Annotated in this window: 13 protein-coding genes and 1 pseudogene; 12 read left to right on the top strand and 2 right to left on the bottom strand. The window is 71.2% G+C overall.

Translation table 11 applies throughout. The features are described from left to right. Positions 1 to 20: 20 nt before the first annotated feature. Together ACZ63E_RS38650 and ACZ63E_RS38645 are read left to right on the top strand one after the other, a co-directional pair. Positions 21 to 422, top strand: coding sequence for a PaaI family thioesterase (locus tag ACZ63E_RS38650; RefSeq protein WP_465302028.1), 402 nt, complete (start codon positions 21 to 23; stop codon positions 420 to 422). Positions 423 to 493: 71 nt separating this feature from the next. Next, on the top strand, positions 494 to 1,747 hold the full coding sequence (locus tag ACZ63E_RS38645; protein ID WP_465341286.1) for a peptidase C39 family protein: 1,254 nt from the start codon (positions 494 to 496) through the stop codon (positions 1,745 to 1,747). A gap of 1 nt (position 1,748) precedes the next feature. Here the strand turns inward: ACZ63E_RS38645 and ACZ63E_RS38640 are convergent, their stop codons facing one another. Then, the gene (locus tag ACZ63E_RS38640) at positions 1,749 to 2,198 is read right to left on the bottom strand and encodes a carboxymuconolactone decarboxylase family protein (RefSeq protein WP_465341285.1); all 450 of its coding nucleotides are present in this window, start codon (positions 2,196 to 2,198) and stop codon (positions 1,749 to 1,751) included. 21 nt (positions 2,199 to 2,219) lie between these two features. Here ACZ63E_RS38640 and ACZ63E_RS38635 point away from each other — a divergent pair. The 4 genes and pseudogenes from ACZ63E_RS38635 to ACZ63E_RS38620 all read left to right on the top strand — a co-directional run bounded on the left by ACZ63E_RS38635 (position 2,220) and on the right by ACZ63E_RS38620 (position 5,437). Further along, positions 2,220 to 3,090: pseudogene (locus ACZ63E_RS38635) on the top strand (sigma-70 family RNA polymerase sigma factor). Positions 3,091 to 3,134: 44 nt separating this feature from the next. Then, positions 3,135 to 3,674 carry an HAD domain-containing protein gene (locus ACZ63E_RS38630; RefSeq protein WP_465341284.1) on the top strand — a complete coding sequence of 180 codons (540 nt, stop codon included), beginning with the start codon at positions 3,135 to 3,137 and terminating at the stop codon, positions 3,672 to 3,674. Positions 3,675 to 3,719: 45 nt separating this feature from the next. Next, positions 3,720 to 4,817, top strand: a complete 1,098-nt coding sequence (locus tag ACZ63E_RS38625) for an S-(hydroxymethyl)mycothiol dehydrogenase (RefSeq protein WP_465341283.1) — start codon at positions 3,720 to 3,722, stop codon at positions 4,815 to 4,817. Positions 4,818 to 4,882: 65 nt separating this feature from the next. After that, entirely contained in the window at positions 4,883 to 5,437 is a 555-nt protein-coding gene (locus ACZ63E_RS38620) for a gamma-glutamylcyclotransferase (RefSeq protein WP_465341282.1), read from the top strand. On the opposite strand, the gene ACZ63E_RS38615 is transcribed toward ACZ63E_RS38620, so the two are convergent. Then, the gene (locus ACZ63E_RS38615) at positions 5,415 to 7,034 is read right to left on the bottom strand and encodes an FAD-binding oxidoreductase (RefSeq protein ID WP_465341281.1); all 1,620 of its coding nucleotides are present in this window, start codon (positions 7,032 to 7,034) and stop codon (positions 5,415 to 5,417) included. The genes ACZ63E_RS38620 and ACZ63E_RS38615 overlap by 23 nt on opposite strands. A 97-nt stretch (positions 7,035 to 7,131) precedes the next feature. Here ACZ63E_RS38615 and ACZ63E_RS38610 point away from each other — a divergent pair, with 97 nt between their 5' ends. From ACZ63E_RS38610 to ACZ63E_RS38585, 6 genes are all read left to right on the top strand, one after another. Next, positions 7,132 to 7,695: a TetR/AcrR family transcriptional regulator gene (locus tag ACZ63E_RS38610; protein ID WP_465341405.1), complete on the top strand. Its 564-nt coding sequence runs from the start codon at positions 7,132 to 7,134 to the stop codon at positions 7,693 to 7,695. Continuing rightward, positions 7,692 to 9,233 (top strand): glycerol-3-phosphate dehydrogenase/oxidase, encoded by a 1,542-nt coding sequence (locus ACZ63E_RS38605; protein ID WP_465341280.1) that lies wholly within the window; start codon positions 7,692 to 7,694, stop codon positions 9,231 to 9,233. The genes ACZ63E_RS38610 and ACZ63E_RS38605 overlap by 4 nt, the downstream gene beginning before the upstream one ends. Before the next feature lie 562 nt (positions 9,234 to 9,795). Further along, on the top strand, positions 9,796 to 10,065 hold the full coding sequence (locus ACZ63E_RS38600; RefSeq protein WP_465302014.1) for a helix-turn-helix transcriptional regulator: 270 nt from the start codon (positions 9,796 to 9,798) through the stop codon (positions 10,063 to 10,065). Then, entirely contained in the window at positions 10,062 to 10,610 is a 549-nt protein-coding gene (locus ACZ63E_RS38595) for a hypothetical protein (RefSeq protein WP_465341279.1), read from the top strand. Before ACZ63E_RS38600 ends, ACZ63E_RS38595 begins: the two co-directional genes overlap by 4 nt. Next, a complete protein-coding gene (locus ACZ63E_RS38590; protein ID WP_465341278.1) occupies positions 10,603 to 11,517 on the top strand; it encodes an ABC transporter ATP-binding protein in 915 nt (304 codons plus the stop codon). The genes ACZ63E_RS38595 and ACZ63E_RS38590 overlap by 8 nt, the downstream gene beginning before the upstream one ends. Continuing rightward, positions 11,514 to 12,704, top strand: a complete 1,191-nt coding sequence (locus ACZ63E_RS38585; RefSeq protein ID WP_465341277.1) for an ABC transporter permease — start codon at positions 11,514 to 11,516, stop codon at positions 12,702 to 12,704. Before ACZ63E_RS38590 ends, ACZ63E_RS38585 begins: the two co-directional genes overlap by 4 nt. The last annotated feature ends 128 nt before the right edge of the window (positions 12,705 to 12,832 follow it).

Here is a 12,832-nt window from a genome sequence, read left to right as displayed (position 1 = left end):
CGTCCGGCAAGCTGCGGGGCATGACCGATCCCGAGGGCACCGAGCTCTTCCACCGGACCATGCCGTTCGCCGAGCGCCTCGGCATCGAGGTGCTGGCGCACGGGCGCGAGCTCGTCCGCAGCCGGGTGAAGTGGGACGAGAGCCTCTGCACGCTCGGCGGCGTGCTGCACGGGGGCGCGCTCATGGCGCTGGCCGACTCGACCGGCGCCGTGTGCGCGTTCCTCAACCTGCCCGAGGGCGCGCAGGGCACCACGACCGTCGAGTCGAAGACGAACTTCGTGCGCGGCGTGCGTTCGGGCTACGCGACTGCGTCGTCCAGACCACTGCACGCCGGCCGGAGGTTCGTCGTGGTGGAGACGGAGATCCACGACGACAACGGCAAGTTGGTCGCGAAAGTGACACAGACCCAGGCCGTCCTCTAGGTACCTGTTTACATACCGGGCCCGACCGGCAAAAATCCCTGGCTACTGGGTGGGTCGAACGAGGAGCCGGGATGCGCGTACGCAGTCTGTTCACCTTATTGTCGGTTGTCATGCTGACCGCGGTAACCGCGCAGGTCGCCGAGGCGGTGCCCCGGGACGACGAGGCGATCGACTACCACGAATGGGCCGGCGGCCGCCTGCACGAGGGCAGCTTCGCCGGGCTCGCGCTCACCCACGACGGCCTGCGCATCACCCGCCCGGTCGGCACGGTCGAGCACACCGAGCCCGAGCTCGGCACCACGAAGACGTACGAGTACGGCCAGTGGACGTCGCCGTCCTACCGCCAGGGTTTCGGCGCGACACAGCTGGTCGCGTCCTGGAACGCGCAGACGCCGGCGAAGACCTGGCTGCAGGTCGAGGCGCAGGGCAAGACGTCGGCGGGCGCCGAAACGGCGTGGTACGTGATGGGCCGCTGGGCCAGTGGGGACGCCGACATCCTGCGCACCAGCGTCGACGGCCAGGACGACACGAACGCACTCGTCGACGTCGACACGCTGGTGACGAAGGCCGGCGTGACGCTGAAGTCGTTCAAGCTGCGGATCAGCCTGTACCGGGAGCAGGGCTCGCGCGCGACGCCGTCGGTGACGTCGCTGGGCGCGATGACCTCGGCCGTGCCGGACCGCTTCGACGTCCGGACGACGAAGCCTGGCCGTGCCACCGGGATCGAGCTGAAGGTGCCCGCGTACGCGCAGAACCTCCACAAGGGACAGTTCCCGCAGTACGGCGGGGGCGGCGAAGCCTGGTGCAGCCCCACGTCCACCGAGATGGTGGCCGAGTACTGGGGCAAGAAGCCGTCGGCGGCGGAGATGTCCTGGATCCCCGCGGACTACGTCGACCCGTCGGTGGCCTTCGCGGCGCGCTACACCTACGACCACGCCTACGACGGCACCGGCAACTGGCCGTTCAACACGGCGTACGCGGCGTCGCGCGGGCTGCGTGGGCACATCACGCGGCTGCACTCGCTGAACGAGCTCGAGACCTACATCGCCCGCGGCATCCCGGTGATCACGTCGCAGTCCTTCCTGTCCGAGGAGCTCGACGGCGCCGGCTACGGCACGGCCGGGCACATCATGGTGGTCGTCGGGTTCACGAAGGACGGCGACGTGATCGTCAACGACCCGGCGTCCAGCAGCAACGACCGGGTCCGGAACGTCTACAAGCGGGACCAGTTCGAGAAGATCTGGCAGCGGACGAAGCGGTACCGGGCCGACGGGACCGTGGCGAGCGGCCCCGGCGGGGTCGTGTACATCATCACGCCCGCGTAGTTCACCAGGTCTTGCCGGCTTGCTCCCGGATCGTGCGGTTGATCCGGTTGAAGAAGTTGGTCAACGCGATGTTCAGGATGATCGCGGAGAGCTGCTTCTCGTCGAACTGCCCGGCGGCGGCGTCCCAGATCTCGTCGGTCACGCCCGGCTCGCCGTCCTGGATCCGGGTGGCGGCTTCGGTGAGCGCGAGCGCGGCCCGTTCCGCCTCGGTGAAGAACGGCGTCTCGCGCCAGGTGACGACGGCGTGCAGCCGCTCGTCCGACTCACCCTGCCGCTTCGCCGCCTGGACGCCGACGTAGGCGCACGGGCTGCAGCCGTTGATCTGGCTGGCCCGCAGGTGGACCAGCTCCAGCAGCAGCGGGTCGACGCCGCCGGCGTGCACCGCCGCGAACAGCTGCTGGACCGCTCCGGTCACCTCGGGGCTGCCGGAGCTCTTCAGTCGTGCTTCCATCGATCCTCCATCGGTTACAAGATGCCCGACACCCTGGCCGAGGCGTTCGAGACCCAGCGCGACCGGCTGCGCACGGTCGCCCATCGCATGCTCGGCTCGCACGCCGACGCCGAGGACGTCGTCCAGGAGGCGTGGCTGCGGCTGTCCCGCCAGGACGCGGCGGCGATCCGGAACCTCGAGGGCTGGCTGACCACGGTGGTCGGCCGGATCAGCCTGGACGTCCTGCGCTCGCGCAAGTCGCGGCCCGAGTCGCCGTACGACGAGATCGTGGTGGCGGCCGAGGAGGGCCCGGAGGAGGACGCGGCGCGGGCGGACTCGGTCGGGCTCGGTCGGGCTCGCGCTGCTGGTGGTGCTGGAGTCGCTCAGGCCGGGCGAGCGGGTGGCGTTCGTGCTGCACGACCTGTTCGCGGTCCCGTTCGACGAGATCGCCCACATCGTCGGCAAGTCCCCGGGCGCGACGAAGATGCTCGCCAGCCGCGCCCGGCGCAAGGTGCGCGAGGCCTCCCGCCCGGCGACGCCGGGCCGCGAGCAGCGAAAGGTGGTCGAGGCGTTCCTGACGGCGGCCCGCGACGGCGACTTCGAGGGGTTGCCGCGGGTCCTCGACCCCCAGGTCCAGCTGACGGTCGACACCCCGGGCGGCGTGGTGGTGGTCCTGGGCGCGACGAGCGTGGCGGCGGGCGCACGTTTCGGCGCGGCTTCGGGCGGACGCGAGGTCCTGGTGGGCGGCCTGCCGGGAGTGGTGGCGTGGCGCCCGGACGGCAGCCCGCTGTCGGTGGTGGCGTTCACGGTGGTGGGAGAGCTGATTTCGGCGATAACGGCGGTCGCCGACCCGGCGCGGCTGGCGTCGATGGCGCTGCCGGAGCCACCCGGAACTGTCGGTGGGTCCCGGTAAACTGGAAGCCGGGGGCCGGAGGCCCGTGAAAGACTGCCGAAGCCATGCACCGGCCTCTGCTGTTCCTCGACGTCGACGGCCCGCTGATCCCGTTCGGGCGCAGCTCCGGCGAGTACGAAGTCTTCACGGACACCGGCCCGGGCAATCCGCTGCTTCGCCGGATCGACCCGAGCCTCGGCCCGCGGCTGCTCGCCCTCGGGTGCGACCTCGTCTGGGCCACCACCTGGGCGGACGACGCCAACGAGTGCATCGCCCCGTTGCTCGGCCTGCCGCCGCTCCCGGTGCTCGACTTCCCCGACGAGGACACCGGTCCCGGGACGCACTGGAAGACGCGGCGCATCGTCGAGCGGGCGGCGGGACGCCCGTTCGCCTGGATCGACGACGAAACCACCGACGCGGACCGGTCCTGGGTGGCGAGCCACCACCCGGGCCCGGCGTTGCTCCACACCGTCCCCGCGAGTGCCGGTCTGACGACCCGCGACCTGGATGTCATCGCGGCCTGGAGTTGCGGACTACGCAACCCGTTGCACCCTCACCACCGAACCTCACTCATGCGGATGTCGCCATCTCCGCATGATCCGTGATTAGCTGCGGGCAGCACCAGCAGCGCGGCCGGAAGGTGGATTCGCATGCCGTACGAGGTCCAGGGGGTCATTTCGCGGGCGAAGGGCGAGCCCGTCTCGCTGGAGACCGTCCTCGTCCCCGATCCCGGGCCGGGCGAGGCCGTCGTGAACGTGCAGGCCTGCGGGGTCTGCCACACCGACCTGCACTACCGCGAGGGCGGGATCAACGACGACTTCCCGTTCCTGCTCGGCCACGAGGCCGCCGGGGTGGTCGAAGCCGTCGGTGCGGGTGTGACCGATCTCGAGCCCGGCGACTACGTCATCCTCAACTGGCGCGCCGTCTGCGGCACCTGCCGGGCCTGCCGGCGCGGCAAGCCGTGGTACTGCTTCTCGACGTTCAACGCCGCCCAGCCGATGACGCTCGCGGACGGCACCAACCTCTCACCCGCCCTCGGCATCGGCGCCTTCCTCGAGAAGACGCTCGTCCACAGCGGACAGTGCACGAAGGTCAGCCGCGACGCCGAACCGGCCGTCGCCGGGCTGCTCGGCTGCGGCGTGATGGCCGGGCTCGGCGCGGCGATCAACACCGGCGCCGTCACCCGCGGCGACTCGGTCGCCGTCATCGGCTGCGGCGGAGTCGGTGACGCCGCCATCGCCGGCGCGAAGCTCGCCGGGGCCACCACGATCGTCGCGATCGACATGGACGACCGGAAGCTCGAGTGGGCCAAGGACTTCGGCGCGACGCACACCGTCAACAGCCGCGGGCTCAGCGAAGAAGCCGTCGTCGAGGCCATGCAGGACGCCACGAACTCCTTCGGTCCCGACGTCGTGATCGACGCCGTCGGCCGCCCGGAGACCTGGCGGCAGGCCTTCTACGGCCGCGACCTCGCGGGCACCGTCGTGCTCGTCGGCGTCCCGACGCCGGAGATGCGCCTGAACGACCTGCCGCTGATCGACTTCTTCTCGCGCGGCGGCTCGCTCAAGTCGTCGTGGTACGGCGACTGCCTGCCCTCCCGCGACTTCCCGATGCTCGTGGACCTCTACCTGCAGGGCCGGCTGCCGCTCGACAAGTTCGTCACCGAACGGATCGGTGTCGACGGCGTCGAGCAGGCCTTCGAGCGCATGCACCACGGCGACGTCCTGCGCAGCGTGGTGACGTTCTGACCCTGTTCACCGACGACGAGTACCCGGCCGAGCCCTACCCGGGCGCCCGGCCGGGTTTCTCGTTCGTGCACGTCGACGGCGTCGGGCACCCGCTCGACGCCGCGCCCGCGGGCTGGCGCGACCGGATGGCCGTGCTCGCCTACGGCTCGAACGCGAACCCGTCGAAGATCACCTGGCTGCGGGCGCGGCTCGGGCTCGAAGGCCCGGTCGTGGTCGCGCACGCGCGCTGCGGCGGGCTCGCCGCGGTGTGGGCGGCCGGCTTCCGCGTGGTCGACGACCAGCGCCCGGCCACCCTCATCGCGATGGACGGCGTCGAGGAGCACGCCGTCTGGTTCGTGACACCGGACCAGCTCGCGGTGCTCGACCGCTGCGAGGGCCGCGGCACGCGGTACCACCTGGCCCGGCTGACCGAGCCCGACATCACCCTCGAAGACGGCACGCGCCTGACCGAGGTGTGCAGCTACGTCGGCGCCGCGTCGATCCGCTATCCCCTGCTGGTGGACGGCAAACCGGTGCGCACCGCCGACGTCCCGCAGGCCGAGGCGGCCGCGCTCGACGGCGTCGCCGCGGACGGCCACGGTGTTCCCTGCGAAGTGCTCAGACCAGCTTCCCCGGGTTGAGGATCCCGGTCGGGTCCACAGTGGACTTCGCCGCGCGCAGGACCTCGACACCCAGCTCGCCGATCTCTGCCTTCAGGTACGGCGCGTGGTCGACACCGACGGCGTGGTGGTGTGAAATCGTGCCCAGGCCGGAGATCGCCTCGCACGCGGCCGCCTTCGCCCGCTGCCACTGGCCGACCGGGTCGGTCTCGTCGCGCGCGGTCAGCACGGTGAAGTAGAGCGACGCGCCGGTCTCGTACGCGTGCGAGATGTGGCACATCACGATCGCCCGCCCCAAGGACGCCGTCAGCGCCGCGCGAACGTCGTCACGCAGCTCGTCCACAGTGGACCAGTACGCTGCGGTCTCCAGCGTTTCGACGCAGACTCCTTGATCCAGAAGCATGTCCCGCTGCCGAGGACCGGCGAACCGGCCGTGGCGCCAGGACTCCCCGAGCGCCTTGCCGACCCGCACGGCGCCCGAAGCCTTGAGCCGGCGCGCGGTTTCCCGGCGTCGCAAGGCCACATCGTGCGCGGTGCCCTCCCAGCCGACGATGAGGAAACACGGGTGCGGCACACCGCGTGCCGCGAGGTAACGGCGCAGCGCCGTCGTTTTGAGTCCCGCGTTCAACGCCAGTGACACCGCGGTTTCGTCCCCATCGGACAGTCGTGTGACGTCGGCGAGCGCGTGGTTCTGCGCCAGGTCGCGCACGGCCTCCCGGCCCGCTTCCCAGCTGGGCAGCGCATAACCCTCGTACCGGCGGACCGGCGGTGCGGGCCGCACCTGCAGCGCGACCTCGGTGATCACGCCGAGCGCGCCTTCGCTGCCGACCGCGAGCTGGCGCAGGTCTGGCCCGGCGGCGGACGCCGGCGCGACACCGAGCTTCCACTCGCCGCGCGGGGTGGCCAGCCGCACGCGGGTCACCATGTCCTCGAACCGCCCGTACCCCGACGACGCCTGCCCGGCCGAGCGGGTCGCCGCGAAACCGCCGATCGTGGCCCGCTCGAAGGACTGCGGGATGTGCCCGAGCGTCAGGCCGTGTTCGCCGAGGAGGCGCTCGGCCTCGGGACCGCGAACCCCCGCCTGCAGCACGGCGATGCGCGACTCGGTGTCGACCGACACCAGCGCGTCGAGCCGGACGAGGTCGAGCGCGATCACCGACGCCTTGTCCCCGCGCAGCGCCGAGACGCCGCCGACCACCGAGGTGCCGCCGCCGAAGGGCACCACTCCGACGTCGTGCCGGACGCAGACGTCGAGTACGGCCTGGACCTCGGCCGGGTCGGCCGGCAGGACCACCGCGTCGGGGACCGGGAAGTCCGCCGACCCCGACCGGCGGCGCAGCAGGTCGAGGTAGGACAGTCCGGTCGCCCGCGCGAGCCGCGAAGCGTCGTTCACCAGCACGTTTTCCGCGCCGACCACCGCGGCGAGCGCCTCGGACGCAGGTTCGCCGAGTTTCGGTGACGGTATTTCCGCCGTCATTTCGGCCGCTGGGGCGGCGCCGGCCCCGATCGGACCGATACGCTGGTCGAGCCACTTGGCCGCCCGCGCGGGCAGCTCGGCGGCGTCGGCGGCTTCCGGGGTCCAGGACCGTCGGAGACGGTGGTCAATCAGCTCGTTCACGACTACAGTGTGACATATGGACGTGAAACGTCACACCACACAGAACGCGGGTTCCTCCGCGCTCGCGGACACCCGCAACCGCCAGACGGCGACGCGCGTGGCCGATGACGTGCTGCTCGACGCCGCGCGCTCCTGCGTGCTGGCCGTCGGTGTGCGTCGCACCACACTCGCCGAAATCGCCCGCACCGCCCGCGTCAGCCGGATGACGGTCTACCGCCGGTTTCCCGACGTCCGCAGTGTGCTCGCCGCCCTGATGACGCGGGAGTTCAGCGGACTGCTGCGCACCGCGAGCGAGCGCGGCGCCGACGCCGCGAACAGCCGTGAACGGCTGGTGCTCATCGCCTCGGCCGGCGTCCGCTCGCTGTCGGCAGACCCGTTGTTCCGCACGCTGCTCGACGTCGACCCGGAACTGCTGCTGCCGTACATCGTGGAGCGGCTCGGCGCGACGCAGAAGTTCGCCGAGCAGGCACTGCACCAGCTCCTCGAGGCCGGCCACCAGGACGGCTCGGTCCGGCGCGCGCCGGTCGCGGCGCAGTCCCGGTCGGTGCTGCTGGTGGTCCAGTCCTTCGCGTTCTCCCTGCGCCCGGCCACGGCGGACGTCGACGAGGAAGCGCTGCTGGCGGAGTTCACCCACGTGCTCGATTCGGCGTTGCAACCATGACGTCCGGCTCACTCAACGCCCGGCGCCGGGACCGCGAGCTCGCGGAGCTGGCGTCGGGCGAGCGTGTCGACGTGGTGGTGGTCGGCGGCGGTGTCACCGGCACGGGAATCGCGTTGGACGCGGCGACGCGCGGGTTGTCGGTGGCGCTCGTCGAGGCGCACGACCTGGCGTTCGGGACGTCCCGCTGGTCGTCGAAGCTCGTCCACGGCGGCCTGCGGTACCTGGCGCACGGCGAGCTCGGGCTGGCGCACGAAAGCGCTGTCGAGCGCGGCGTCCTGATGACACGCACGGCGCCGCACCTCACGCGGGCGATGCCGCAGCTGTTTCCGTTGTACCCCAGCACTTCCCGGGCCCAGCAGGCCATCGTGGCAGCCGGCCTGCACGCGGGAGACGGCCTCCGCCGCGCGGCGCGCACGCCGTCATCCGTGCTGCCCCGGCCGCGGTCGATCCCCACCGCCGAGGCGTTGGCGCTGGCCCCGGGGTTGTCGCCGGTGGGCTTGCGCGGCGCGCTCCTCGCGTACGACGGCGCGTTGGTCGACGACGCGCGCCTGGTGGTGTCCCTGGCCCGCACGGCGGCGACGTTCGGCGCGCGCATCCTGACCCGGCTTTCGGCGTTGTCGGTTTCCGCCGACCGGGTCCGGGTTCGCGACGGCGTTTCGGGTGACACACTGGACATCCACGCCCGCCAGGTGATCAACGCGACGGGCGTGTGGGCGGGCACCCTCACCGGCTCGGTGCGGCTGCGGCCGTCCCTCGGTTCACACCTGGTGCTCGCGCCGGGGACGGTGCCGATGGGGACCACGTCGGTGAACATCGGTGTGCCGGGCGAGACCAACCGGTTCGTCTTCCTGCTTCCTCAGCCGGACGGCCGGGTCTACTTGGGACTGACGGACGAGCCGGTCTCCGGCGAGATTCCCGATGTGCCAACCGTTCCTGAGTCCGATGTGGACTTCCTGCTTTCGTTGGCCTCTTCCGTGCTGGCGCGTCCGCTGACCCGCGCGGACGTGGCGGGGTCGTACGCGGGCTTGCGCCCGCTGGTGGAGGGCGGCGGCGGTCGGTCCGCGGACCTGTCCCGCAAGCACGCGGTGCTCGCCGGTTCCGACGGCCTGCTGACGGTGGTCGGCGGGAAGCTCACCACGTACCGGCGGATGGCGGAGGACGCCGTCGACGCGGCGGTGCGGCTGGCCGGGCTCACGGCGTCGCCTTGCCGGACTGCTCGCCTGCCGTTGCTGGGCGCGGCCGCGCGGTCGAGTTTGTCCCTTGTGGACGCTGCTCCGCGGCTGGTGGCCCGGTACGGGACGGAGGCCCCGCGGGTGGCGGCGTTGGGCGAGCTGGACACGGAGTTCGCGGCGCCGGTGGCCCCGGGAACCGAGATCACGGCGGCCGAGGTGGTCTGGGCGGTGCGGAACGAGGGGGCGCTGGACGTCGAGGACGTGCTGGAGCGCCGGACTCGGCTGGCGTTGGTCCCGTCGGATGCCGCTGCGGCTGCGCCGCGGGTTGCGGAGCTTGTCGACAAGTCGCTGGCCGGACTGACCTGACGGGTTGCGCGACCGGGGCACCAAACGTCGCGAATGACCCATTGGGGACATCTCGCGTCCCCCATGGGTCGTTCGCGACAGTCGACAGCCGTGGCCCGGGAAGCCTCCACCCGGGCAGGTCCGGCGCGAACAACGCCAACCTGGGCCGAGCAGTATCCCCACCCAGGCGGCCTCCCACTCCCGCCCAACGAGCCCGAGAACACCCGCGGCGTTGCCATGAATGACCCATTCACTACGTCCGACGCCAGGGTTCCGGCCAAGTCGGATTCGCCGGTCGGCTCGTAGCGCAGACGGCCAGGTACACCACACCGGAGGTCGTGGTCGCGGTCCGGGAAGGTCATGAATGACTCATTCATGACCTCTGACGAGGTGAATGAGTCATTCACGACATCGCAGCGGCCCGCCGGTCACGTCCGCCCCGACTTTGCCGGGACCCTGACGTCCGACGCCATGAATGAGTCATTCATGGCATGCGGGCCGGTCACCCCCTCATCCCCACCCAAATCCTTCTTGATGTTCTCTTGAGTTGACGACTCGTTGGGTTTTTGCAACAGTACGTTCCATGAGCCCGGTCAGACGCGGCAAGGAGCTGCCGATCTACAACCGGCTTCCCGTGCTTCGAGCCGAGCGCGGGTTGAGCAGGGCCGCGCTCGCCGATGCCGTCGAGGTCAACCCGCAGACCATCGGCGCGCTCGAGCGCGGGGACCACTATCCGAGCCTGGACCTGGCGTTCCGGATCTGCGCGGTGTTCGACCTGCCCGTCGAAGCGGTGTTCAGCCGCGCGCCGTTCACGCCGTTGTCCACCCAGGTCTACCGCGAGGGGGGAGCATGACCGAACGACCAGGCCGGCTCGCGGCCTACTGGGAACGTCAGCTGGACAAACTTGACGAACGAGAACGGCAGGCGGCGCGGCAGCTGCCCCGCTGGCGGACACGACGGCGACGGCGGTCGCTGGCCGTCGTGCTGGCCGGGGCCGATCTGGTGCTGATCGTCAGCGCCACCATGTTCACCGTGGCGAACGACTGGCTCTACTTCGGACTGTGGGCCGGCAGCATCCTGCTCGGCGGCACTGCTTTCATGCTGCTGCGGATCCTGACCGGCCGGATGAGCGGCGGCTTTTCGCGGCTGCTGGACGAACGCGAGCGCGAGTGGCGCCACCGCGTCACCTTCATCGGCTACCAGGCGCTGGCCTTCCTGATGGTCGTCGCGCTGATCTACAGCCTGGTGATCGCCCACGCCGAAGAGGGCGGCGTCCGTGGCGCGATGATGCTGTCCGCGCTGCTGGTCACCGGCACCACCGTCCCGCCGATCGTGCTGGGCTGGTCGCTGCCGGACGACGACCCCGAGGACTTCGAGGAGGGGATGGGGAATGAGTGAGGGGACACTGGAGATCGACACGGTCTCCAAGCGCTACGGCGCCAAGGTCGCGCTGGACGGCGTGACGTTCGACGTCCGGGCCGGGGAGCTGTTCGGCTTCGTCGGCAGCAACGGCGCCGGCAAGACGACGACCATGCGGATCGCGCTGGGGGTGCTGGCCGCCGACGGCGGTGAGGTGCGGTTCGGCGGCGAGAAGATCACGCACGAAGCGCGCACGCACATCGGCTACATGCCCGAGGAACGCGGGCTGTACCCGAAGATGAAGGTGCTCGACCAGCTCGTCTACCTGGCCGAGCTGCACGGCCTGAGCGCGAACGAGGCGCACCGCAACGCCGAGAACTGGATCACCCGGCTCGGGCTGGCCGAGCGTCGCCGCGACGAGGTGCAGAAGCTCAGCCTCGGCAACCAGCAGCGTGTCCAGCTGGCCGCCGCGCTGGTGCACGACCCGGCCGTGCTGGTGCTCGACGAGCCGTTCTCCGGCCTCGACCCGCTGGCCGTCGACGTGATGAGCGGGGTACTGCGGGAGAAGGCCGCCGCCGGGGTGCCGGTGGTCTTCTCCAGCCACCAGCTCGACCTCGTCGAGCGGCTGTGCGACCGGGTCGGGATCATCCGCAACGGCCGGATGGTCGCCGTCGGCACCGTTGACGAGCTGACGTCGGGGGCAGCCAGCAAACTGGTGGTCACCGCGCCGGCCGGGCGTCCGGGCTGGGCCGCGAGCCTGCCCGGCGTGCGTGTGCTGGAGGAGAACGGCGCCACCACGGTGCTCGAGCTCGACCCGAGCGCCGACGACCAGGCCGTGCTCGCCGCCGCACTGGCGACCGGGCCGGTCACCGAGTTCAGCCGTCGTCGCCGGTCGCTGACCGAGCTCTTCCGCGACGCCGTGGCCGACAGGGGGGAACCGCGATGAGGAAGCTGAGTGGCCGGCGGGCCGTCTGGCTCGTGATGAAGCGCGAGCTGAACACGCGGCTGCGCACCCGCTCGTTCGTGATCGGCACCGTCGTGCTGCTGGTGCTGCTGCTGGGGTACGTCGGGTTCCAGAGCTCGCTGGCGGGTTCGGCGGGCAAGAACAAGGTCGGGCTCACCGGCCAGGCGATCGGGATCGCCCAGCAGCTGCAGACGCAAGCCGCCTTGTCCGGGCGGGAGATCTCGACGGCCGTCGTGACCGATCCGGCGGAGGGCCGGAAGCAGGTCGAGGACGGCGACCTCGACGCGCTCGTCTCGGGCAGCGCGGCGAAGCTGACCGCCACCTACAAGTCCTCTTTGGACGACCAGCTGCGCCGGGTGCTCGACCAGGTCGCGCAGCAGCAGGTGCTCGACGGCGTGTTGTCGTCCGCGCAGCTCGAGCCCGCCGAGGTGATGGCCCAGGTCCACGGCACCCACGTCCAGGACGACGCTCTGTCGCCGGAGCCGGCCGATCAGACCCAGCGGCTCATCGTCGGCCTGATCGTCGCCTTCCTGCTCTACATGAGCATCATCACCTACGGGATGATGGTCGCCCAGGGGGTCGTCGAGGAGAAGTCGAGCCGGGTCGTGGAGATCCTGCTCGCCAGCGTCCGGCCGTGGCAGCTGTTGCTGGGCAAGGTGATCGGGCTCGGCCTGGTCGGCCTGACACAGCTGGTGATCCTCGGCGCGGCCGGCCTGGCGGCGGCGTCGGCGACCGGCGTGTTCTCGCTGTCCGGCTTCGCGACCGGGACACTGCTGTGGGGCCTGCTCTGGTACCTGCTCGGTTTCCTGCTGTACGCGACGATCTACGGCGCGCTGGGGTCGCTGGTGTCGCGGCAGGAGGACACGCAGTCGGTGGTCTCGCCGCTCAACATCGTCCTGATCGTCGGGTTCATCGCCGGGATCAACCTGCTGCTGCAGGACCCGTCGGGCACCGGGACCAAGGTGCTCTCGCTGATCCCGCTGCTCTCGCCGATCCTGATGCCGGCCCGCATCTCGACCGGCGCGGCGGCGGGCTGGGAGATCGCGCTGTCGCTGGGGTTGACGGTCGCGTTGGTCGCGCTGCTGACCTGGTTGGGCGGGCGGATCTACGGCAACAGCGTGCTGCGGATCGGCAGCCGCATCAAGCTGTCGGAGGCCCTGCGCGGCTGACGCCGTCGTGGGGGGGGTGGGGGGGGGGTTCCCCCCCCCCCCCCCCCCCCCCGCCCCTCCCCCCCCCCCCCCCCCAAACCCCACGCCCCTTCGGGTGGTTTGTCCCATACCCCCATATGGTCCCCTCG

The sequence above is a fragment of the Amycolatopsis sp. NPDC104819 genome (assembly GCF_055583145.1).
This window is presented reverse-complemented; position numbering and strand designations above follow the sequence as displayed.